We start from the raw sequence: 24,412 nt of genomic DNA on the forward strand, positions 1-24,412 counted from the left end.
ATGACAGAAGGAGCGAAACACTTGAAAAGAAAAGTAGCGAAACGTTCTTTCGCGATGATGCTTTCCGCTTCCTTGGCTTTAGGCCTGTTTCCTTCCGCTTTGCTTGCGGAGGCGGAACCAAACGTGGCTCCGGTTGACGAAGCGCCTCTACTGCAGAACAGCTTTATGGCTACCGAAAAGCCGGGCAAGCTGCCTGCCGGACAGCGGATCATCGTGAAATATAAGCCTAGTGCCGATTACGCCCGCTTACAGGCGGTAACTTCAGCAGTATATTCGGAATCGTTGTCCCGGCTGCATATGGGGGTGCTTGAATTGGCTCCGGGGGCAGACGCGAATGCAGTGCTCGCGAACTTGAACTCAAATCCTGACGTGCTTTATGCAGAGCCGGATGTGAAGATCCTGAAGCATGCTTCAGCCCCTCCTAAACAGGAAGGAGTCTCATCCACCGGACAAGGCTCTGTACCTGATGCCGGGACTGCCTTCGAGGCCGGACAGCCTAAAGTGGATTCCGTTTCGCCAAAGGCAGAATTGGGAGCGACTGTGTCTGCGGCAGCCATTCCAACCTATCCGGATGACGAATATTTTTCGTCTCAATGGGGGCTGCATTATGAGGGACAAAGCATTGATGGCTCCTATGGTAATTATGATGTCGATATCGACGCACCTGAGGCCTGGAGCATCACCAAAGGTTCGCAAGACACGATTGTTGCCATTTTGGATACGGGCATAGACATCAATCATCCGGATTTGGCTGCTAACGTATGGCGGAATCCGAATGAAATTCCCGGTAATTTAATCGATGATGATGGCAATGGTTTTATCGATGACTTCACCGGCTGGAATTTTTATGGAAATAACAGCGAGCCGTACAGCATTTACGACGATGATTTTTATGGTACGCAGACCGCCGGCATTCTCGCCGCAAAGGATAATAATTTCACCGGCATTTCCGGCGTCGCGCCGGGTATCCGGTATATGCCGCTCAAGATCATGGGTGCCGACGGCGGCTATGTGTCGGACGCTCTGCGCGCGATCGATTATGCGGAGCGGATGGGTGCGAAGATTGCCAACATCAGCTGGTCGACGGAATCGTACAGCAATGCTTTGAAGGACGCAATTGACGCTTCCGATATGCTGTTTGTCGCGAGCGCCGGGGAGGATTACGTGAATATCAATAAGGATGAATTTCCTGAATATCCGGCTGCGTATGACAGCGACAACATATTGTCGGTTGCAGGCCTCGGCATGGATGGGCAATTCTACAATACCTACGGAATAAAAAACGTTGATATCTCGGCGCCCAGCTCCAAGATCATGACTACGATTCCGACTCGGAATCCGGGCGTTGGTGCGGAGATCGATAACGGCACGTATAAGGTGATTTACAACGAAATGGGCTATGAAGGCATGTGGACCGGCGATGCGTCGTCGATCAACAACCACATGGGAGGGTTCAACAAAGCGCTGGAATACCTGGGCAAATCGGACGAAAGTCCTTCCTCCATCCTGCTGGTAGACGATGAGGAAATTTCTGAACAGAGCGATTACAGCGTTCTGGGTGAGTACAAAGGCCTTCTGAACGCTGCGGGCGCCAATTATGATATCGCCAAGGTTCAGCCTGGTACGGACGGACCGTCTCTGGAGGAGATGAGCGCATACGATATCGTTATTTGGTTCACCGGATACGCTTTTGGCTCCTCGCTGGATGGACGGCCGACAACGGTTCTGCGGAGCCTGGACCAGAACAATCTGACGGAATACTTAAACGGCGGCGGCCGCCTGCTGCTGACGGGACCCGGTGCACTGACCAACATCGAATCCAGTGATTTCGTGAAGAACGTGCTTCACCTGGACTTTGTCCGTTACGATTTTTATCGCGGGACGGGCGACATCAGCAGATGGAGTCATGCGGAAGGTCAACCGGGCACGGTCTATGATGGCGATCTGTACGATATTTCGGCGATCACCTTTGCCGATTATACGTCCAACGACGAGTCTGTCGCCCGAATGAATCTGACGGTTCCTATGCCTGATTACGATTATGATTTCGGAACGTATCTTGCGCCAGCGTATGCGTCCGGCGTTGCCGCGCTCATTCTGAGCCAGTCCCCAACGCTTGATGCCAAGTCGCTCAAGGAGCGCGTCATTCTTTCCGGCAAGCATCTCGAATCGTTGTATGACGAAGACAGACATGATTACATGAACAACGGCAGGATGGTCGATGCGTTCCGCGCGGTTAGCGACGATGATGTTCCCGGCAAGCCGCTGCAGGCCGTTCAGACGGATTCGCTCGATCAAATCAGCGGCGATATGCAGGATGTGTTCTACGTCCATCTGAACGCCGGCGACAAGCTGAACCTTTCGCTAACGGGAGACAACGGGGGCAAATTCATGATGGTGCTCTATAATCCCGATCTGAAATCGCTCAGCGATTGGGACGCGCAAGACAAGTCGCTCGGATCGTCCATGGCGGGCAGTTCGCCGGCAACGCTTACCTATCAAGCTGATAAGTCCGGCTACTATTACGTGGGTGTTTTCTTCATCGGCAGTTCGGACAGCTATACGCTCACGATGAACACAGATCCGAGCAACATGCAAGGCATGTATGAGGATACCAGTGCTTCGCTGGCTTTTACCGGTCCATGGGCGGAAAAAGAGGACGAAGGCTATTCCGGCGGGACGGTCAAGACCATCGACGCCGCGGGCAGCGTGAAGCTTGCGTTCACCGGCAGCCAGATCGAATGGACGGCCTTGAAGGATGACTCGATGGGCATCGCAGACGTGTATCTGGATGGAGTCAAGGCGGCATCGCCTTCTCTATACAGCAAGACGCCGCAAGCCCAGCAATCGGTCTTCAAGCAGTCTCTGCAATATGGATACCACACGATTGAAGTGAAGTGGACAGGAAAGTCCGATCCGGCGGCGAAGCGGACGGTGCACGCGATCAATGTTGATTCGTTCAACGTCGGCGATGGCGCAGGCGCCTTTACCTCCGTCAAGGAAGAGTCGGATGCTGCCTTCCTTTTTAACGGTATATGGGCATGGCAGTCGAACGTTAACTATTCGGGCGGTCATGCGATGGTGACGGAAAACGCGGGCGCTTATGCGGAATTTTCATTCACGGGAACAAACGCGGTACTGCAGGCTGCAACATCGCCTAAGAGCGGGAAAGTGACCATCATGATCGACGATCAGCCCGAAACGGCGCAGACGATTGATCTTTACAGCGAGGCTACCCATTATCAGGTTCCGGTCTTTGACACGGGCGAGCTGTCTTACGGCCCGCACTTGCTTCGGATCATCAATGTGCATGCGAAGAACGAGAAGTCCGGAGGATACAGCACGAACGTCGACGCCATTGTCGTGACGAAACCGGCGGACGGCGCAAGCCTGAAAATCTATCAGGACATGAATCCGTTTGTGAAATTTACCGGTGTCTGGACGACCCAAATATCGAGTAAAAATTCCGGCGGCAGCGCGAAGTACTCCGATTTGACCGGCAATGCCGTGAAGTTCACCTTCCTGGGTACCAAGGTCACGCTTTTGTCCCAGACCGGACCGACCCGGGGCATGGTTGATATTTATATCGACGGCGTGAAGGCGAACGAGCAGCCAATCGATATGTACAGCGAGCAATACAGCTACAAAGTTCCAGTCTTCGAATCTGCTGTCCTGCCTTACGGAAGCCATGAAGTACAAGTTGTGAATACAGGAGAGAAAAACGTATTATCTTCGGGTCATGTGATCTCGATCGACGCTTTCTACGTCATCAAGTAGGCATTTAGCACTTCTTATTATTCATGCGGAAATGGGGAACAGAAACTTGAAAAACGTACTCATGAAAAAGTCGGCCGTGTTCGCAGCCGCCATGATGTTGCTGTTTAACGTGCCCGCCAGCGTCCTGGCTGCCGATAGCGAAGCCGCGAATGTGACGAGCGGGCTGCCCAAAATCGATTACAAGCAGTTGAAGGAAGCATTCGAGAAAGCATCGAAAGCCGATGCGGAACAGGAGCCTTCCATTTCGCCAGGGCTGAACACGAAATCTGCCGGCAGCGTCAACGTCATCGTGCAGTTCAGCAAAGAGCCGGTGGTGGTCAGTCAATATGGCGCTAAGCTGCGCAGACAAGCGTTCTCTGCACAGACGGTGACGCAAGGGATCCAACAGCAGCAGGCTGCTTTCGTCAGCGCCTCGAAAGCAAAGGGCGTGTCGGTTAAGGTGAACCGTAAGTTCAATACGGTTTTGAACGGGATGGAGGTTACGGTGCCTGCAGATAAAATCCCGACATTGGCCAGTCTTCCGGGCGTAGTCAGCATTAGCGAAAATCTGACGTACTATCCCCTTGCTGCTGACGGAGGTGCGGCGGTTATGGCTGATCCGGTATACGACGACGCTCCGCTCAAGCAAATCGGCGTTGACGAAGCATGGGCCATGGGCTATACAGGAGCAGGCATGAAGGTTGCGGTTCTCGATACAGGCGTTGATTATTACCACCCTGACTTGACTATTGCAGGCGGCTACGATTCCTTCTATCAGGATGATGATCCTTACGAGGAGCCTCCGCTCACGCCGATGGAGGATGAGCTCGGCATCGGCTTCGAAGGTACGCAGCACGGCACTCACGTTTCAGGAACGATCGCGGGTCGTGCCCGCAACGGTGCGGCATCGCAAGTGCAAAAGGGTGTTGCATACGACGCGGACCTGTATGTCTACAAAGTGCTTGGCAGAACGTCAGATGGTAAGGTATCCGGCTCCTCGGCGACGATCATTGACGGTATAGAGCGGGCGGTTAAAGCCGGCGTTGACGTCATTAACATGTCGCTTGGCGCAGACGAGAACAAGAATCCGAATTCGCCGGACTCCATTGCGGTCAACAACGCGGTTCTCCACGGTGTCACCGTAGTCGTCGCGAATGGCAACGCAGCAACGCAGGGGCCTTATTACTACTCGATGGGCACGCCTTCGGCTGCGCAGCTTGCTTTCTCTGTCGGGGCTGCTACAAGCCCGAGTACAATTCCGATCTATAGCGCAAATGTATCCCATCAGATCTCTGGCGCTGCCCCTTCCGAAGCGAAGCCGCTGAAGCTGGCCCAGTGGAAGACGGGTCAGGAGGACTTCGCGGCGCTGTTTGGAACGGATCCGATCAATGCAGTTTACGTTGGCCTTGGCAAAGACTCCGACTACAAGAATGTGAATGTAACGGGGAAAATCGCGTTTATCTCCCGCGGCGACATCGCATTCACCGATAAAGTGGCCTTTGCGAAGAAGCACGGCGCACTTGCCGTCATCATGTTCAACGGCAACTCCAAAAAGGTAGGCGGCGTGACAGTTCCGGACTTGACGGAAGACCAGCCTGGCCGTAACGGCCTGATCGGACTCGATGGCGGGCCGGGTGCCGACAACATTCCGACGTTCGATATGACGGGCGTGGAAGGCCGGTCGATTGCGCGTGAGTTGACCAGCACTTCGGGTAAAACGCTCAGCTTCACGTTCGAGGCTTTCAACTCTACCGAGAATGAGGGCGATCAGATGGGCGACTTCAGCTCGCGGGGCCCTAACTCGGACGGTAACTTCAGTATTAAGCCGGATCTCGTCGCTCCGGGTGTCAACATCTATTCGACCTGGCCGGAGTATGGAAAATTTAACTCCAATGCGAACTATAGCGAAGCATATATGCGTGAATCGGGTACGAGCATGGCCACGCCTCACGTAGCGGGGCTGGCGCTGCTCGTGAAGGAGGCGCATCCGGACTGGGGGCCGCTCGATATCCGCGCCGCACTTGATAATACGTCGGAAAGCATTTACGATCCGTCGGGAACGCTGTACGACGTCTATTCCCAAGGTTCGGGGCGGGTTAACGTGGCTAAGGCCATCGAGACACCGGCTCTCTTGAAAGCGATGGATAACATCACCATTTACGACAACTTGATGAATGCGACGACGATGCCAAGCGAAGCGGGCAGCGTAAGCTTCGGTTTGGTTGATGCCGGGTCTCCGGCTGTCTCGAAGCCGCTGGAGCTGGAGAACATGTCCGGCAATGCGCTGACATATTCGGCTCACGTATCCATGCACCTGCAGGTCACATCGGACCCGGATCCGATCCGTTCCGTGCCGACGCCGGATGTATCCAAGATCGATATGACCTTAAGCGGCTTGGGCGCAGGTGACACGGTAACAGTATCGCCTAACGGTAAAGCTGACTTTACGCTGATAGCCGAAGCGAATCCGGATGCGAAAGCCGGCGTCTATGAAGGCGAAGTCGTGCTGGAAAGCGCAGGCGTGCCTACGCTTCATCTGCCGTTCGTCATTCATGTCGGCGAAGATTCAGATCCGACGGAATGGGGCGTGACGGACATTCGCTCGACAGACGTGGTGGCCGCTCCGGACCATCCCATCGACGTTACGGCGAATTTAAACGCTAAGGACATCCAGCAAATTCTGCTGGTTGCTTTCTCGCCAGAATCCGACGCATGCATTGTATCGACCATGTATGACGAGGAGTTGACGACCATCGCGCCAGGCCCGCTCAAATTCGAGCAAATCGACGGCAGCTGTATTGGCACGGATGAGAGAGTGGACGATGAGGGGAATTTTTTGATAGGCAAGCTGGACGGTTTTTACGAGCTCGCCATTATGGCGCTGCATGTCGATAAAGCGACCGGAGAGGCCGACTTCGATCATGCACAGGTTGCCTACACAAGTGTGAAATTTAGCAGTGGAAGCATCGGTAACCCGGGCGGCGAAAATCCGGGCGGAGGCGATCCGGGCAATGAGAACCCGGGTGGAGGCGATCCGGGCAATGGAAATCCGGGTGGCGGTAATCCGGGCGGAGGCAATCCGGGTGGCGGTAGTCCGGGTGGTGGCAGTCCTGGTGGCGGTAGTCCAGGAGGCGGCGGTTCGGGTGGTAACACTGGAAACGATACACCGCAATCGAACGGAGGCATTACCCCAACGGTATTTGAGCAAGGGCAATCCAAAGAGGCCGCTGAGGTCTCCATGAAGCTCGAGGGACAAGAATTGATCGCAAGCGTGACGAACGAGGGACTGAAGAAGGCGATCGACAACGCGAAGCAATCCCCGGTTGCCATTACCATGAGCACGGCCGATAAAGATTCGACAGGAGCACAGCTGCAGCTGACGCCGGCGCAAGTCAATCTGCTGCGCCAAGCGCCTGCCAACAGTTCAATAGTCTTTACGTGGAACGAGGCTTCATCCGTTGCCTTCCCGCTGTCCGTACTGGCGGGCTTGTCGGAGGGTGCGGCATTGAATATTCACGTTGAGAAGAACGCAAACGCGAAGTCTGGATTCCAGGCTGCATATCCGGAAGCCGACATCCTGGGCGAAGCTTACACGTTCGAGGCGGATATCGTCCTGAACGGCAAGACGACGCCGGTTGACTTCAAACCGGAGCAATCGTTCAAACGCTCCTTCCTGATTGCGCAAGCAGTGAATCCTGCGTCGGCAGGGGTGTTGTATGAAGAAGACGGCAAAGTCAGCCCGGTAGCTGCGACATTCCAAGCAGCCAGCGGCGGAACAATCGTTACGATCGACCGTCCTGGATTCTCGACGTATGCAGTGGCCAAACGCCAGGTGGCGTTTAGCGATATCGGAAATTCCTGGGCTAAGGATCATATTCAGACACTGGCCAATGCGTTCCTGCTGAATGGCACGTCGGCAGGCAAGTTCGAGCCGAAGGCGGATGTTACGCGTGCTCAATTCGCATCGATGCTTGTTCGTGGGCTGGGTCTGCAGAAAGCGGCGGCATCTGCTCCATTTAGCGATGTGACTGCGAAGGACTGGTTCGCTCAGGATGTGGCGGCCGCATACGCAGCCGGTCTCGTGACTGGCGGCGCAGACGGCAGCTTCCATCCGAACGCTCCGATCAGCCGTCAGGACTTGACGGTAATGCTCGCCAGAGCAGCGGAACTGCTCAAGCTGCTCAAGCCTGCCGGAACGCATAAGCCTTACACGGATATGCCGCAAATTAGCGCTTACGCCGAAGAAAGCGTACAGACGGTGAGCGATCTTGGACTGATGGAAGGGTATCAATCGCAAGGCGGCATCGCATTCGATCCGCAAGGAGAGACAAGCCGCGAAGCCGTGGCGAAAGTGCTCCACAGCTTACTTCAAGCTGCCGGTCTAATTCAATAAGCCGTTGTGCCCGAGGGAATTCGGGTTGGAGGAAGCCGGTTGCCGGCTTCCCTGGCCTCTCCCCGGCATTTGCGCGGCAGAACACTACCTGTGACAGAAGGAGCCCAAAACCTTGAAAAGAAAAGTACGAAAACAAGCTCTTGTCGTGACGCTTTCTTTGTCGGTAGCGTTGGGCCTGACGGTTCCGGACGTTGCGGCCTATGCACAAATGGCGGACGATACGCAGCCCGCAACGCAAAAAGCACCGGACAAGGAGCGTAAAAGCCAATGGCCAGCGGCCGCATCGAATACATTGAATCAACCAGCTGACCTTGAAGAAGCCCCTCAAGAGCCGCAGACGCAGCTGTCGCTCCCCGTGACTGAACAGGATAAGTTTCTGGCCAGTCTAGGGAAACAAGCAGGGGCGGCGTCCCAGGCGGAAGGGAGCCGGGTCCTTGTTAAGTACAAGGAGGGCGCCGATTTCTCGAATAATCGGATCGGGTCTGAAGCAGTCTCCGAAGCATGGACGCTTCCCGGCTCGGATCTTGCGGTGCTGCAACTGGCATCTGCCGATGTGGACGGAGTGATCTCGCAGCTGGAAAGCGATCCGAACGTTCTATATGCGGAACCGGATGTTAAGGTTCATATGGCCTCAGTGCCAAGCGATCCTATGTTCCCCGAGCAATGGGGGCTTCGGAATGTTGGACAAATCATTGACGGTCCGATCAAAGGCCTTCCAGGCTTTGATATCAATGCGTTGAACGCATGGGATATCAGCCAAGGAAGCGGCGATGTCACCGTTGCGGTTCTGGATACGGGCATAGACACTGCCCATCCTGACCTGCAGTCCAATATCTGGCGAAACGCCGGCGAAATTCCGAATAACGGCATCGACGATGACGGAGACGGATTTGTGGATGATGTGAACGGCTGGGACTTCTATAACGGAGACGGAACGGTCTTCGATGCCAGCCAAGGCGACTTTCACGGCACCGAGGTGGCAGGCATCATCGCTGCTTCGGCAAATAACGGCATCGGGATTTCTGGCGTCGCTCCAAATGTGAAGATCCTGCCGCTGAAGGTGCTTGGACCTGATGGTTCGGGTTATGCATCGGACATTATCCGCGCGATTCAATATGCCGAGCGTGCCGGAGCCCGAGTCGCGAACCTGAGCTGGACGACGGATACGTACAGTAAGGCGCTGAAGGATGCAATCGAGGCCTCGCCGATGCTCTTCACTGTTGCGGCAGGCAATGAGCCCAAAGAGGATTTCTCGCTCAAGGCGCCAAGAAACCTTGACGTTACTCCGGTCTATCCGGGATCCTTCGGCACCGGCAATATGGTTACTGTAGGTTCGGTGGGTCCTGATGGACTTTACTCTTACTTCAGCAACTACGGATCCAAGAGCATCGATCTGGCGGCACCGGGCATCGCTGTACTCAGCACGGAGCCTTCCCGGAATATCGGTCTTGGCGCGCAAATCGATAATGGAACATTTAAGGCGGTCTATAACGTATTTGGCTTCGAGTCGATGCCTGTAGCGGAGCAGCGGCAAGCGGCCTTCGACAGCGCCATGCAGTTTCTTGGCGTTTCCGGCGGCGGGGATAAGCCCTCCGTTCTGCTAGTGCAGGACGATATGAATGATATCAGCTACCCGGATGAGCTTGAGATCTACACCGGGCTGCTGGATAAAGCCGGGTACACGTATGATGTAGAGACGGTACTGGCGGCGGCCGAGGGACCATCGCTTGAGACGTTAAGCGGTTATGATGCCGTGATCTGGTTCACGGGATTTGGCAATTCATCGTTCATGCCAAAGGATGAAGAGAACGTTACCGCCTACTTGAACGGCGGCGGAAGCTTGCTGCTGACGGGTCCTGGCTCACTGTTTCGACTGGCTGATACGCCGTTTATGCGCGATACGCTGCATTTAGACTTCGTTCGGTTCGAAGAGCCCGATTACGAGAGCTGGAGTTTTGCGTCAGGCATCGCCGGCACGATCTATGAAGGGATAGAGTACAACCTGACGGATAAGGGGGTATTCAGCGACGTCGAAACCAACGATCCGGCGATTACCCTCATCAATCTGGAGGTTCCGGTGAATGACTACGGCAAGAACACGGGAACGTCGATGGCTGCTCCGTACGCGGCGGGTCTTGCCGCGCTTCTGTTCAGCCAAGATCCTTCGCAGAGTGCAGAATCTGTCCGGGCCCGCCTGAAGCTTAGCGGCAAGCCGCTTGCTTCGCTTGCGAACATGACGTCAAACGGCAAAATGCTTGACGCGTTCGGCGCATTGACCGATGACGAGCTTCCGGGCAAACCGCTTCCGGCTGCGAATTCGGCCTTGGGTACATTGGATGAAGCGGCGAATCCGGACGATGTTTACTTCGTTCATCTGCTCGCCGGCGACACGCTGTCGTTGTCGCTATCGGGAAGCGCGGATACCGATTTCGATCTATATTTGTACGGCCCTTCCACACAAACCATTCAATCCAGCAGTGGCATGGCGGCATATTCGGAGTCGGAAGGCAGTTCGGCAGAGTCCCTTAATTATCATGTGCCGGAGACGGGTTATTACTATGTCAACGTTCATGCTTTTGGCGGAAGCGGAACCTACGAGCTGAGTACTTCCCAAGAGGAAGCAGTGACACATGGGGTTGGTGTCTACGAAGATGACGATCAGGCCCTCACATTCAGCGGCGACTGGAAAACAAGCTCCGATACCGGCTATTCGAGCGGGACAGCCAAGAAATTGAATGCCGAAGGCAGCGTCAGCTTCACGTTCACCGGGAGCGAGGTTAGCTGGACGGGCTATAAAGGGCCTGATCAGGGTATCGCCGATGTGTATATTGATGGTGTCAAGGTTGCTTCGCCATCCCTTTACAACAAATGGAGACAATTGAGACAGACCCTGTTCAAGCAAGCCGTACCGAAGGGGGCGCATACGCTGACCATAAAGTGGACGGGCAGCCAGGAGATGTATTCGACAGGAACAACCATTAACGTCGATGGGTTAACCGTTGCCGATCAGGCCGAAGCCTACACGGTAAAGCTTGAGGAGAACAATCCGGACTTCTCATTCAAAGGCTCGTGGAAAAAACAGCCCAATACGGTATTTTCGAATGGCTATGCCATGGCATCCTTCCAAACGGGTGATGAGGCGGTGCTATCCTTTACCGGCACGCGGGCAGTATTGGTTTCCGGAAAAATGATAGGCATCCATCCGCTAATCGCCGTGACGATCGATGACAAGCCCGAAACAGAGAAGGTCATCGATTTAAATGGGGATAGTCTATTAAAAGATACCTATCAGCTGCCGGTATTTGATACGGGCGAACTGCCAAACGGCAAGCACACCCTTCGGATCATCAACGTCACAGACTTTATTGCGATTGGGCAATTGCCGATTGTGATCGATTCGCTGATCGTAACGAAGGCGACGAAGGACGAAGCCAATCAGACGACGACGACACTGTATGAAGATACGAATGCGCACGTGACATTCAAAGGTTTGTGGCAGATGAATTTCTCGCCTCGAAACAGCGGAAGAAGCGCAATGTATTCGAATCAGGCGTCCAGTACAGTTGAGTTAGCCTTCCGCGGATCCCAGTTATACGTCGTGGGCACCAAGGGACCGGACCGGGGCAAGGTGGATATATACATTGACGGCAAGCTTGCGACGCCAAACCATGTCGATATGTACAGCTCTTCCTATCAATATCAATCGCGCATATTCGAATTGAAGGGCTTGAGCGATACGCAGCATACGGTCAAGATTGTCAACTTAGGCGTCAAAAACCCCAAATCGTCGGGCACCTATATGTCCTTCGACGTATTCCAGGTCATCAGCGATCAATTAGCAATAGATTGATAGCTTTGCTTGAACAGGCTAATGCAAAAGAAGCGCGCCATTCTCAGTCCGCAAAGACGGAATGGCGTGCTTCTTTTTACGCTCAAAATTCCTAAGGAGACTCAGATCATTTGGGAACATGTATTGGGGCAGCTAAGTTTTGCAGCAGCAGGTTATCGTATTTAGCCGCATGTTTTTGTTCATCGAGAATAACGCCATACAAGGTATCCTTGTAAATGCCGTGCGGCAGACCGAACCATATTTTTCGGTATTTTTCGACCGCGGCCAATTCGCCTTGAAAGGCTTTTTGCAGCCCTTCAACATAAGAATTCACATTCTCCGGCGCTTCATTGCTGACTCCCGTCACTTCATGCCCTGTGATTTCCTTATACATTTGGCGAAACATTTGATTATGTCCCCGTTCATCGTTCCGAATAGAGGTAATGACGTCGACTTGTTCCTGGTTCGGAGCGAGTGGAATGAGTTGATTATAAAAAAGTTCATCGTTTCGTTCACCTTGCACGGCATTTTTCATTAATTCAAGTGCCTCTTGAGTCGAAGTAGCCCAGACGGGGGCGAATGGCGCCCGAGGCCAATACGGATAAACCATATACATGCGTATACCCTCCAGAAATGTAAGTATTTATATCCTCAGTTATATTCACATTAGCCCAGTGTGTGATTATGCGGGACACCGGAAATCGCGGAACCATCTTGGTTTTTTGTTATCCTGCTTGAGATCTTGGTATGGTTGGGAGCGGGAGGAGTGAATATGATTAACTTGTATTTAAAACGCTTTCATTCTGGGAGGAATGTCTGATATGTACAAGGTAAAAAAACTTCTGATCCGCACCACGCTGCTGATGTCCGCACTGCTGCTGGCCCTCGCCCCGTCGGCATCCGCCGCCACCGTCTTCGATGAGCCACTCACTTATTTCAACTCGGCCACCTGGCAGAAGGCGGACGGGTACTCGAACGGCGGCATGTTCAACTGTACCTGGCGCGCAGCCAACGTCACGTTCACCGGCAGCGGCCAAATGCGCCTGGCTTTGACCAGCTCCAGCTACAACAAGTTCGACGGCGCGGAGATGCGCTCGGTGTATAAGTACGGCTACGGCAAATACGAGGTGAACATGAAGCCGGCGAAGAATCCGGGCATCGTCTCTTCCTTTTTCACGTATACCGGCCCCAGCGACGGAACGCCATGGGATGAAATCGATATCGAGTTCCTGGGCAAAGACACCACCAAGGTCCAGTTCAATTACTACACCAATGGCGTAGGCGGCCATGAAAAGATCGTCGATCTCGGCTTTGACGCCGCGAACGGCTACCACACGTATGCCTTCGACTGGCAGAAGGGCTCCATCAAATGGTATGTGGACGGCGTTCTGAAGCATACGGCAACCAGCAACATTCCGTCCAACCCCGGCAAAATCATGATGAACCTGTGGAACGGTACCGGCGTCGATTCCTGGCTGGGCTCCTACAACGGGGCGAATCCGCTCTATGCCTACTATGACTGGCTCAAATATACGGGCAATTAAAAGCCCCGGCATCTGCCATCTTCATAATTTGTTATTCGGCTTGACACATTGGTATGGCGAACCCTCCCTGCATTTTGTACGCTTATAGCAAGAAACTGCACAGGAGGAGCGGAATTGAAGCACAGCAAATGGATGATCGCGGCTGGGGCAGCCGTCGTGCTTTCGGTCGCGGCATGGATCGGAATAACGATTGCCCAAGACTCGCCCAAGGGAACGGCTCCGCTCAAGGAGGGTTCGATCCAGGATGATTTTACTAAATTTCAGGAGGCGCTATGGAGCAAGACGGACGGGTATTCCAATGGCAGCATGTTCAACTGCACCTGGCGCGCGGACAATATCGCTTTTACGGATGACGGATTTCTCCGGCTCTCGTTAACCAGCCCTTCCGCCGGACAATACGACGGCTCCGAATACCGCACGACTTCCAAATACGGCTACGGCCGGTATGAGGTTCAAATGAAGCCGGCGGCCCATCCCGGCATCGTCTCTTCGTTCTTTACGTATACCGGTCCTTCCGAAGGCGAGCCATGGGATGAGATCGATATTGAGTTTCTGGGCAAGGATACCACCAAGGTCCAGTTTAACTACTTCAAGGGCGGCGTCGGCGGACATGAGCATGTATACGATCTCGGTTTCGATGCCGCGAAGGAAGTCCATGCATATGCATTCGAATGGAAAAAGGATTCCATCACCTGGTATGTGGATGATCAGCCTGTGTATACCGCCGAGGAGAACATTCCTTCCGTTCCCGGAAGAATCATGATGAATCTGTGGAACGGCACCGGCGTCGACGATTGGCTCGGACCGTATGACGGCCAGGCCCCGCTGTATGCTTACTATGATAAGATCCGGTTTATTCCTGAATAACCGCGGGGATGGCGGATGCCTCCCGCGACAAGAAACCGCCTTGATCCAAGGCGGTTTCTTGTACCTGTATAGGTTATTGCCGCGCGCGGTCCCAGGCGTTAACCTCCCGGGTCTCATCCGCTCCTCCGTATAGGAGCCACTTCTTGACGAAGTTATCGAACTCCTGGAGATCGCCGTCTTCGAAAATGATCTTCTGGAAGGTCTTCTGCTCCAGCTTCTTTAACAGCTCGCCTTCCGACTTCATTGCGGGGGTCAAAGGGCCGGTGAACTGTTCCTTATAGGAGGCGGCTTTCTGGGATAACAGGATCGGCGCAACGTCCTCGGGAATTTCCTTAATCACGTTGGAGGGAATTCTTGCCCCGTCGAACGTTAGCGTATAGGAGGCGACCCGGACGCCGCCCATAGGCAGGAAGGAGGGATCGATCGTCGGCTGCCCGTCATGCATAACCCAGTCATAGCCCTCTGCGAGCCCGTTTTTGAACTCGCCGGTTGCCGTAGCGTAATAATCAAATAAATAATTTTGGTATCGGAAAAAAATCTCCGGATGCTCCATCTTCTTGTTGATGAGAATCGCGCCGTTGACGGGTAAAGAGCCTCTGCGCATGACCGTGCCGTCCGCACCGGAGGGGATCGGAGCCGGCTGAATTTGCGCCTGCGGATCTTTGGCGCTCAGAGCGGAAAGCGGCCAGCCCCGCATCCAGTACGGCCCGGCAATGATGCCGGCTTTACCCGAGACAAAGAGATTGCCGGCGCCCTCCTCGTCGAGCCAGGCGCTGTCCGCAGAGAGGTAGCCCCGTTCCACCCAGCGCTTCATCAGGGCAACGGCCTTGCGGGCCCCGGGCTGCGTCGAGCCGTATTTCAGTTCTCCGCCGGGCCCGCGATTCCACTGCTCCGGAACGGTTCCGAACGCGCCGAAGATCCAGCTGCTGTCGCCCATCCAGGTATTGGGCCCGTTGCGGAAGCTGACGGCCAGGCCGTACGTATCCTTTTGTCCGTTCCCGTCTGGATCCCGGTTAACGAAAGCATCCATGACCTGCTCGAGTTCGTCCAGCGTCCGGGGAGCCTGCAGATGAAGCTTGTCCAGCCAGTCCTGCCGGATCCAGAGAATCGGATCGGAGTTATATTCATAGTCCATAATCGGAATGGCGTATTCGCCGCCGTCCCGGACATAGGCATCCCAGGCCGAGGGGTCCTCCGCGACCGCCTTTTTCCAAACCGGAGAAGCGTATTGATCAAAGAGACTGCCGACCTCGCGGAATTGTCCGGAATCGATCAGCTCCTGGATGACGTTGGCGTCCCGGAGCGTCACCACATCCGGCATATTCCCTTTGGCTAATTCGAAGCGCAGCTTGTTGGCATAGGTTTCGGTGGTGCCGGAGATGGTCCAGAGATAGCGGAGCTTGATGCCAAGCCGCTCATCGGCCCAGACCGTATGGACGTTGTGTTCCAGGCTTTCGCCGTCCTTAAACGTCAAATTGGGATTTATGGAGCCTACCGTCGTAAGCTCGGCAGGAGGATCGTATTTTCCCTCCTGCATATTGAAGACCGCCGGCTCGTCTTTTGTCGTAAGGGGCTCCGTGCCGCCGGAATGGCCGCTGCGGAACATACATCCCGACAACAGCAGCAGCGTGAGCAGGGATAAACTTATTCTCATGAGAACCTTCGCCTCCGCGTCGTTCTGGTCGATTCGTACCGATTGTATCATAACGGTTTGTGCGTGGTTTATGATATGTTTTTGTAAATATGGCACAGCCTTTTGAAAAGGATGATCTTATGGCCCGGCGGGCAAATCTGTTTGTCAAAATGGTCGCGATTCTGCTTTCGCTAATATCGGTAACGCTCTTCTTCTACGGCGTGTCTTACCGCAAGGATGTCGGCGTGATCACAAGCCAGATCGAAACCACCGACCTGAACCACCTGGAGTTCCTGACCCAGCAGCTGGATACCGGCATCAATCAGCTGGCCGGAAGCATGTACGCCCTGCAGCGGGACCCAACGATCCGCGATTACGTGCAGATCCGGCAGCTGGAGCATCTGATCGACCCCAGCCAGACGATCATGACCGTACTGGAGAAGCTGTCGCTGCAGACCGGCGCAAGCACCTGGGAGAACCGCATCGTACTCTACAAGCCGCATACCGGCGAGACGCTCGGCTCGGATTCTTCGCTCTCCTTCGACGCTTCCATTCTATCCGGTGCGCTGCCGGCAGGCTGGAAGTATGAGCCGAAACCGGAGGGAGGCCGAGACGCCGCTTTCCGGCTGCTGCTGTCGGACCCGGCAGAGAGCCGGAATACGCCGGAACAAGCCCGGCTGCTGATGGTCATGTATGTTCCCGTGTCCAATCTGGAGCGGATGTTCGAAACCTACCAGTCGCAGAACAGCGGAGATACGCTGCTATACCATCCATCCTTCGGCATCATTCAAGGGCACGGCGCGGACAAGGACTTAGCCGAGCGGATCGTGGGCAGGCTTCCGGCTCCCGGCAACGGAGAGTCGACCCAAATCGTCAGGCTGAAGGAGGGCCGTTTTCTCGTCAGCTCCGTGCCGTCTTCGACCCTGGACTGGCAGGTCGTTCACTATTCGCCGATGGAGGAGATTCTGAAGCCCATCCGCAGCACCCGGACGTCCTTCTTCACGGCCTCGGCCATCCTGCTCGCGATGAGCCTGCTCTTCTCGCTGCTGCTGTACCGCCAGGTCCAACGGCCGGTCAGCCTGCTGCTGCGTTCCCTGAACCGGATGAAGGAGGGGCGCTGGTCGACGCGGATTCATACGAAGACCAATGCCGAATTCTCCATGCTCAACGAGGAGTTCAATGAGATGGCCGAAACGATCCAATCGCTGATCGAGCAGGTGTATATGGAGCAGATCCGGGTAAAGGACGCCCATCTCAAGCAGCTCCAGTCCCAGATCAACCCGCATTTCCTGTATAACTGCCTTCATTTCATCAAGAGCAAGGCCGTGGTCGGCGATACGGAGGCGGTGGAGGCAATGGCGCTGAATCTGGGCGAATATTACCGATACATCACCCGGGTCGATCACTCCCTGACCACGCTGGGCGAAGAGCTGAAGCTGCTGGAGAACTATCTGGCCATCCAGAACCTGCGCAAGCAGCGGATTCGCTACGAAATGGAGATCGATGACTGCTTGCTCGGCCTGCAGATCCCCCGGCTGCTGATTCAGCCGCTGGTGGAGAACAGTATCATTCACGGCATCGAGAAAAAAATCGGCCAATGCTTCATCCGGATTTCCGCCGTCCGGACCGGGGATTTCGCCGCCGTGACCGTCGAGGACAACGGAGCCGGCATGACCGCGGAAGCCATCGAGCAGCTGTACGCCAGGCTGAACGATCCGGTGCGCGAGGATGATGAAACCCCCGGCGGCTGCGGCCTTTGGAATGTGCAGCAGCGGCTTAAGCACTTTTTCGGCGAATCGTCCGGTCTGGTCATTGCCCCTTCGCCTTCCGGCGGTCTGCAAATAACGCTCCGAATGGAGAAGAAAGAGGTCCTAGATGCATCAAATCCTTCTGGTTGACGATGAACCTTATGTGGTGGACGACCTGTGCCTGTCCGTTCCCTGGCGGGAGCTGGGCTTTGAACAGGTTCACAAAGCCTATTCCGGTTACGAGGCGCTGGAGCTGCTCCAGCGCTATCCGATCGACATTGTCGTCGCCGACATCAATATGCCGGAAATGTCCGGCCTCGAGCTGATTACGATCATCCGCCGCCGCTGGAAGCGAACCCGGGTAGTCATGCTGACCGGCTATGCGGAATTCGAATACGCCCGCAAAGCGATCCATGAGCAGGCGAGCGACTACCTGCTGAAGCCGATCGCCAACGATCAGCTGACCCTAGTCATCAGCAGAATTCAACAGGAGCTGCGCGAGGAATGGGAGACATGGACCTCCTATCAGCGCACGATGCAGACCTTCCGCGAGCATCTGCCGCTGCTCCGGGACCGGCTGCTCGGCGAGCTGCTGCAGGGCCGCAAGCTCTCCCCGCCGCAGCTTCAGGAGCGGTTGTCCCAGTTTGATCTGCCGCTGCGCCCGGACCTCCCGGTCTGCCTGGCGGTGGCCCGGCTGGAGGAGTTCTTCCGCGGACGCGACATGAACAGCATGCTGCTGTTTGAATACGCCATTCTGAATATCGCGAACGAGCTGTTTCAGGACCGGTTCTACATCTGGTCCTGCAAGGATGTGCACGATTATCTGGTCCTGCTCCTTCAGCCCCGCGAGGAGCAGGAGGAAGGCGCCGAAATCTGGGGCGAGCAGGTGGCCCAGGCGGCCTACCAGCTCCAGAACAATGTGAGCACGCTGATCGGCGGCGGCCTCTCGGTTGTCACGACAGGCTGGGGAGCCTTCCCCGATCAGGTCTATCCGCTGTATCAGACCGCGATCTCCGCGATCCGCCACCACATCGGCAGCGAAACGGGATTCTATCTGAAGGCCGATGACGCCGGAAGCGCAGAAGTCGCTGCGCTGCAGCCGCTCTATGAGCCGCCGATGCTGTTCCACATGTTCGAAGCCAACAACTGGCAGGGCATCGAGGAGAAGCTGGAGGCTATCATCCGGGACCTCGGCTCCAGCGCCGACCGCTCGCTGGAGCATATCCAGGAGGCCCGGCTTCACCTGGAGTCCGTCTTTTATTATTTTGCGCACAAAAACAACAAGCTGCTGAGCGATATCGTCGGGAATCCGCTGCTGGAGCTTCCGCCGTTCCAGACGCCGGACGCGCTGCGGGAATGGGCGCTGACCCTGATCGTCCGCCTGCGGGAGCATTTCGACTCGGAGCGCCGGGACAGCCGGTCTGTGCTGATCCGCAAAGTGCATGCCTATATCAACGACAATCTGCATTACGTTTCGCTCCAGTCCATCGCCGATCATGTCGGGATGCATCCGGTCTACCTGTCCAAAATGTACAAGCTGGAGACAGGCAGGCGCATCAGCGATTATATCGGACAGGCGAAGATGGAAAAAGCGGCGTATCTGCTGACGCATACGCCGCTGAAAATATATGAGATTGCCACCGAGCTCGGCTATTCGAACGCCCATTACTTCATCAAGCTGTTCAGGGAATACGCCGATATGACGCCGCAGGAGTTCCGCGACCGGGGCGCCGTCTGACGCCTAGCTTCCGGACGGTTCAAAGCGCAGCTCTACCTCGTGGACGCCGCCGTCGTTCAGGTAAGGCACGGCGCCTTTAGGCAGGGCTTGCCCGTCCAGCGTCAGGCTGGCAGCCGTGTCGCGGAGGCGGCAGAAGCCCTCCGGCTTGTGAATCCGGATGCGGTACGTCGTGCCGTCATGCTTCACCGTGAAGGACATGTCCGTGTCCGTCTCCCGCAGCACGGGATCAAGGACAAGCCCGGCTTCGTTATATTCCACGCCCCATGCCGCCATCAGCGAGAGGGTGAGCCAGGTCGAGGTGCCGCTGAGCATCGGGCCGATGTTCTCGCCGGTCTCGCTGTTGTTGTATTGGGTGCAGAATCTCGGATTTCCGCAGATGCCGAACGGATCCTCCATCGTCCGGTAAGGCAGGATTTTGTCAACGAGCCAGTAGCCAAAGCCGGCGAGACGGGCGGCAAGCGCGGGATTCCGCGCTTCTTTGGCGCCCTTGAACATCGCGGCGGCGGCCATCATGCAGGCGTGCTTGAAGACGCCGCCGTTCTCCCGGTCGCCCGGAAAATATTCGTCGGAAGCCGTATGCGAGGACACCCGGCCAAGCGCTACCGGAGAGACCAGCTTCAGGCCGTAAGGGGTCTTCAGGCGGCGCTCCAGCGTATCCAGCATCACTTCAACCTGCTCTTCGTCGGCACAGCCGGAGAGCACGCTCCAGCTGAACGAATTCAGGAAATAGGAGCCGTCGTGTTCCCCGGAAGCGGACAGCCCGTCTCCGGCCGCGCCGAGATAAGCGTATTCGCCGTCCGGATAACGGTTAAACAGCACGCGGGCGAAGAAGTCGCCTTTCCAGGCGTGAAGCTGTATCCGCTCCCGCAGCTCCGTACTGAAAGTCTTGAGCTCGTCGGCGTAACCGCCTTCGCCCTTTTTGTCGGCTAGCTCAGCCAGTTCGTCCACCGCCAGCTTCAGCAGGAACGCGTTCATGACGCTTTCCGAATAATCGCTGTCCAGCGGCTCGCCGAAGACGCCGCCTTGCTCCAGCTGCTGCCGGTAGCGCGCCTCCTTCGCCGGACCGTTAATGCAGTTGCCGTCCAGCTTCAGGCAGTCGTTCCAGTCCGCATAATCGAGAAGCGGCAGGCCATGCCGTCCGACGGAGATCCGGCCCGAATACGTGATGATCGCCTGCAGCGTTCTGAAGATTGGACGAAGCTGCCCGTCGGTGCCGGCTACCGGACATTCCTCGTCCAGAATGCCCATATCGCCGGTCAGCATCACATAGCGGTGAACGGCCTGAACCAGCCACAGCGCATCATCCGACCACTTGCCCGGCTCCTTGCCGACCCAGAAGAAGTTGTGGAAGGCATAGCCGAATTCGAACACCATTCCCGCCCATTCGATGAGCAGGCTGCGGACCAGCCCCGCACGTCCCATGCCCACAAAGTAATACATGGAGGCGTACAAATCCTGGATTTCGCGAAAGCCGATTTCCCGGTAGCCCTTTTGCGTCTGGCAGAAGGAGCGGGAGACAAAGGACTGATACAGCACCTGAAACGGCAGGTTCCGGTTGACATAAACGTCGAGCTCGGGAGAGCCGGACTCGATTTGCAGAAACTGGCCGTATTCATGGACGAACCGCCGGGCCTCCTCCAGCGCAGCTCCGGCTGCATCGGGGGAGGAGAAGCGGTTGATCAGCGCGCCGACCTCTTCGGCAAGCGAGGCCTCGCTGAAGCCTGCGCCGCTCTTGTCGGAGACGAGACCGGTCAGCTGATCCACGGCCGCCGTTCCGCCCGCCGGCAGGGTTAGCGGCGCTGCCACGGCGAAGAACCCCGGTCCTTTGCGGTACAGCTCGCTGCTTAGCCTTAAAGCACCCGCCGGCCGGTGCAGCGTGCCGGTTCCCACGAATTCATTGTAGTTGACGCAGTACTCCCAGGGCAGCTCGGCGCCGTCCGGTCCGTGAACGATCATCGTATGGAACCGCAGATCCCTGCGTCCGGCTTCCGGATAATAATCCGGACTGATGGCCGCAACGGCGCCGTCTTCGCTGCGGAGCACGCCGCCCTGCATGATGACGTTGCTGTACAGCACGTCCTCGAACAGCGCGCCGGGAGCGGCTGAGCCGAACATCCCGGTGTAGACGAGCCGGACGTTGCGGTCCCGTCCGCTTATATTTTCGATGCTGATCCGCTGCAGCTCGGTGGCCAGCGGCTCGCCTTCCCGCTGCGGCAGGATCGAAACGGTCCGCGTGATCTCCAGGCCGCAAACCGTCCGGTAGGCGATCACCGTCGAGTTCTGGGAGTGGCGGCATACGGCGGATTCGATGCGCGAGTCTCCCGGTTCCGCGGAATAGAAGATTTGCTCCCCGTCCTCGAACAGGTAGAACTGCCGGTTGGCCGGGAAGCCGTTCTCCTCCTGGCGCATATCCCAGCGGGTCGCAAGCACTTGCGTCGCGGCATGCGACCGGAAGCTGCCGCCGCCCACCCGGTCTACGACGCTCTTGGGCGTCGTCTGCAGGGCATGGGGGAAATCAAGACGGTTGCCCAGCAGCAGATTGACCGCGAAATGCGGCCCCGGCAGCGGCGTCCGTAGGTCCAGAATATGCTCGCCGTCGGCATTGAGCGATCCCGCCCAGGCGGGCGCTTCTTTAAGCAGACGAAGGGCCGCTTGGGCCGCGGCCTCCGGAAGCTCCGCTTCCCGAACCGCTTCGCCGGCGGGCCGGAGATAGAGCGCCAGCGGCTTCTCCCCGCCTACGGCGAGCAGCGCCGAAATGCCGGTCGGAACGGCAGGCAGCAGCCCCGCAATCTGCGGCAGCTTCAGCAGCTCCCGGATGGCCGGCAGCCGAAGCGGCAGGCCGGCTACGCCGAGGGCGGACTGATGGCGGGAATCGGCAAAGATGGCGCTCACCGGGAGGCCGGGTGCGATCAGGCGGCCGAACTGCTCTCTCAGCACGTCCTCGGGCGAAGTGTGTACATTTCTTGCGGCGGTATAGCTCAGCATGACATACATCCTTTCCGGGCAGGACCGGATCAGCCTTTGACGGCGCCGGCGGTCATCCCGCTGATAAAATATTTCTGAGTCAGGAAGAAGGTGGCCATGACCGGGAGCGTGACTACGGTGGAAGCCGCCATCAGCAGGTCATAACGGGTATTGTATTGTCCCACGAACAGCCGGATGCCGACCGGTATGGTCTGGACGTCGGAGCTGGTCGTAAGCACCCAGGCGAAGAGCAGCTCATCCCAGGCCGTCAGGAAGATAAAGATGCCAGTCGCGATAATGCCCGGAACGGAGAGCGGCAGAATGATTTTGTAAAAAGCCTGGAATTTGCTGCAGCCGTCAATGGCCGCCGACTCCTCCAGGTCTCTCGGAATGGAGACGAAGAATCCGCGCATGATCCAGATGCTGATCGGGGTATAGAACGCCGTGTAGACAAGAATCATGCCCCAATACGTATTGATCATCGGCAGTCCGATCGTGTTGCGGATCCACAGAAACATCAGGTAGATCGGGAACAGGAACATAATGCCGGGAATGAGCTGCGTGGAGATAATGCTCATGCTGAACAGCTTCGAGCCCGGAAAATCAAATCGGGCCAGCGCATAGCCCGCCAAGACGGCAAAAGTGCCGGCCAGCAAGGTCGTCGCGCCGCAGATCAGCAGACTGTTGCGGAAATAGACGGCAAAATTGACCGTGTCCCACATGTTGACGTAGTTGACCCATTGCGGCTTTTTCAATTCAAACGAAGTAATGCCGTTCAGGATTTGATCGTTGGAATGCAGGGAGGTGAACACCATCCACAGAATCGGGAACACCGTAAGCGCCACGATCGCCCACGTCAGCGACGTCAGGATAAAGGAGGAGGTAGATCGTCTGCTGCGGCTCATTGGGCGTTCAACTCCGTTCTAAAGGTTCTGTACCAGACGCCGACGATCATCAGCATCGCGATCATGAGCATCAGGGAAGCGGCGGAGCCGGAACCGAAGGCCCAATATCCGAACGACTGGCGGGTCAAAGCGGTCATCAGCAGGTCGCCCCATTCGCCGGGATAGCCGGCGCCGTTGCCGAACATGGTGGAGACGATATTGTAGGAATAGACGTTATTGATAATCTGGAAGAGCAGCTGCACGGCAATGATCGGCTTCAGCATCGGCAAGGTGATATGCCAGAACTGGCGAAGCTTGTGCGCGCCGTCGATCGTGGCTGCTTCGTAAATGTCATCGGGAATGGTCTGGAGTCCGGCCAGAAAAATAACCATAAGGAACGGCCAGCCGCGCCAGATCGTAGGGATGATGATCGCCCAGATGGTGTTGGGCCCCATCAGCCAGAACGGTTTATCGTGCATCAGGTGCAGCACGTCCACCAGCAGGTAGTTGATGACGCCGTTTTGCTGCCACATAAAGCCCCAGAGCACGCCGACCACGTAGGACGGGATGACCCAGGGAAGCAGCATGGCGGTGCGGGCAATGCCGCGGCCGGGAAAATCACGGTTCATCAGAATCGCCATCAAAAGGCCCATGACCATAACGCCTATTGTAACGACGACCGCATAGATGGCTGTGTTGCGGACAGCAAAGTTCAAGCCCTGCCGGACGGGATTGTCGTTGTCAAACAACAAGCCCTTGTAATTGCTGATTCCCACAAACGGGGCTTTCAGGTATTTGGCCAGCGTAAATTGGTTCAGCTTCAGAAAGGACATCCAAATGCCCTGAATCATCGGCAGCAGATGAACCATCATCATGAATATAAGGGTGGGCAGCATCAGCAGATAAGCGAATTTATGTTCTTTGATCCGCTTGCCCCAGCGGGCCTTGGCGCCCGGCGCGCTCTTCAATCGGTTCTCGGTCTCAGTATGGAGTCCCATCTTCATATCCCTCGCTTTGTTAACGGAACAGCCGCCGCGCCAAGCGGCGCAGCGGCCT

Annotated in this window: 12 protein-coding genes; 7 read left to right on the forward strand and 5 right to left on the reverse strand. The window is 56.2% G+C overall.

From position 1 onward, the window contains the following. The first annotated feature begins 21 nt into the window (after positions 1-21). From BMW84_RS21790 to BMW84_RS21800, 3 genes are all read left to right on the forward strand, one after another. Positions 22-3,777 carry a S8 family serine peptidase gene (locus BMW84_RS21790; protein ID WP_175498982.1) on the forward strand — a complete coding sequence of 1,252 codons (3,756 nt, stop codon included), beginning with the start codon at positions 22-24 and terminating at the stop codon, positions 3,775-3,777. A 46-nt stretch (positions 3,778-3,823) separates the two neighbouring features. Next, positions 3,824-8,149, forward strand: a complete 4,326-nt coding sequence (locus BMW84_RS21795; RefSeq protein WP_175498984.1) for a S8 family serine peptidase — start codon at positions 3,824-3,826, stop codon at positions 8,147-8,149. 112 nt (positions 8,150-8,261) lie between these two features. Then, positions 8,262-11,999 carry a S8 family serine peptidase gene (locus tag BMW84_RS21800; RefSeq protein WP_091072047.1) on the forward strand — a complete coding sequence of 1,246 codons (3,738 nt, stop codon included), beginning with the start codon at positions 8,262-8,264 and terminating at the stop codon, positions 11,997-11,999. Positions 12,000-12,105: 106 nt separating this feature from the next. Here BMW84_RS21800 and BMW84_RS21805 read toward each other — a convergent pair whose 3' ends face one another. Beyond that, positions 12,106-12,594 (reverse strand): ferritin-like domain-containing protein, encoded by a 489-nt coding sequence (locus BMW84_RS21805; RefSeq protein ID WP_091072049.1) that lies wholly within the window; start codon positions 12,592-12,594, stop codon positions 12,106-12,108. Between the two features lie 247 nt (positions 12,595-12,841). Here BMW84_RS21805 and BMW84_RS21810 point away from each other — a divergent pair, with 247 nt between their 5' ends. Further along, positions 12,842-13,522, forward strand: a complete 681-nt coding sequence (locus BMW84_RS21810; RefSeq protein WP_302848111.1) for a beta-glucanase — start codon at positions 12,842-12,844, stop codon at positions 13,520-13,522. A 114-nt stretch (positions 13,523-13,636) separates the two neighbouring features. Further along, positions 13,637-14,389 carry a beta-glucanase gene (locus BMW84_RS21815; protein WP_302848110.1) on the forward strand — a complete coding sequence of 251 codons (753 nt, stop codon included), beginning with the start codon at positions 13,637-13,639 and terminating at the stop codon, positions 14,387-14,389. A gap of 73 nt (positions 14,390-14,462) precedes the next feature. On the opposite strand, the gene BMW84_RS21820 is transcribed toward BMW84_RS21815, so the two are convergent. Continuing rightward, positions 14,463-16,043 carry an extracellular solute-binding protein gene (locus BMW84_RS21820; RefSeq protein WP_175498986.1) on the reverse strand — a complete coding sequence of 527 codons (1,581 nt, stop codon included), beginning with the start codon at positions 16,041-16,043 and terminating at the stop codon, positions 14,463-14,465. A 119-nt stretch (positions 16,044-16,162) separates the two neighbouring features. On the opposite strand from BMW84_RS21820, the gene BMW84_RS21825 reads away from it, so the two are divergent. Then, positions 16,163-17,920 carry a sensor histidine kinase gene (locus BMW84_RS21825; protein ID WP_175498988.1) on the forward strand — a complete coding sequence of 586 codons (1,758 nt, stop codon included), beginning with the start codon at positions 16,163-16,165 and terminating at the stop codon, positions 17,918-17,920. Further along, positions 17,898-19,508 carry a response regulator gene (locus BMW84_RS21830; protein ID WP_091072058.1) on the forward strand — a complete coding sequence of 537 codons (1,611 nt, stop codon included), beginning with the start codon at positions 17,898-17,900 and terminating at the stop codon, positions 19,506-19,508. Before BMW84_RS21825 ends, BMW84_RS21830 begins: the two co-directional genes overlap by 23 nt. Positions 19,509-19,511: 3 nt before the next feature. Here the strand turns inward: BMW84_RS21830 and BMW84_RS21835 are convergent, their stop codons facing one another. Genes BMW84_RS21835 through BMW84_RS21845 form a run of 3 tightly spaced genes read right to left on the reverse strand, consistent with a single transcriptional unit; the run spans position 19,512 to position 24,354 of the window. Then, the gene (locus BMW84_RS21835; RefSeq protein WP_175498990.1) at positions 19,512-22,493 is read right to left on the reverse strand and encodes a GH36-type glycosyl hydrolase domain-containing protein; all 2,982 of its coding nucleotides are present in this window, start codon (positions 22,491-22,493) and stop codon (positions 19,512-19,514) included. A gap of 29 nt (positions 22,494-22,522) precedes the next feature. Then, entirely contained in the window at positions 22,523-23,377 is an 855-nt protein-coding gene (locus BMW84_RS21840) for a carbohydrate ABC transporter permease (protein ID WP_091072063.1), read from the reverse strand. Further along, positions 23,374-24,354: a carbohydrate ABC transporter permease gene (locus BMW84_RS21845; RefSeq protein WP_091072066.1), complete on the reverse strand. Its 981-nt coding sequence runs from the start codon at positions 24,352-24,354 to the stop codon at positions 23,374-23,376. Before BMW84_RS21845 ends, BMW84_RS21840 begins: the two co-directional genes overlap by 4 nt. Positions 24,355-24,412: the final 58 nt, after the last annotated feature.

It is taken from the genome of Paenibacillus sp. NFR01 (assembly GCF_900111565.1).
In the GTDB taxonomy this organism is placed as follows: domain Bacteria; phylum Bacillota; class Bacilli; order Paenibacillales; family Paenibacillaceae; genus Paenibacillus_AQ.

Bases quoted from the DNA above. Each gene is read 5' to 3' on its own strand.
- BMW84_RS21805 (WP_091072049.1), bottom strand. From the start codon at position 12,594: ATGTATATGGTTTATCCGTATTGGCCTCGGGCGCCATTCGCCCCCGTC.
- BMW84_RS21810 (WP_302848111.1), top strand. From the start codon at position 12,842: ATGTCCGCACTGCTGCTGGCCCTCGCCCCGTCGGCATCCGCCGCCACC.
- BMW84_RS21820 (WP_175498986.1), bottom strand. From the start codon at position 16,043: ATGAGAATAAGTTTATCCCTGCTCACGCTGCTGCTGTTGTCGGGATGT.
- BMW84_RS21825 (WP_175498988.1), top strand. From the start codon at position 16,163: ATGGCCCGGCGGGCAAATCTGTTTGTCAAAATGGTCGCGATTCTGCTT.
- BMW84_RS21830 (WP_091072058.1), top strand. From the start codon at position 17,898: ATGCATCAAATCCTTCTGGTTGACGATGAACCTTATGTGGTGGACGAC.
- BMW84_RS21835 (WP_175498990.1), bottom strand. From the start codon at position 22,493: ATGCTGAGCTATACCGCCGCAAGAAATGTACACACTTCGCCCGAGGAC.
- BMW84_RS21840 (WP_091072063.1), bottom strand. From the start codon at position 23,377: ATGAGCCGCAGCAGACGATCTACCTCCTCCTTTATCCTGACGTCGCTG.
- BMW84_RS21845 (WP_091072066.1), bottom strand. From the start codon at position 24,354: ATGGGACTCCATACTGAGACCGAGAACCGATTGAAGAGCGCGCCGGGC.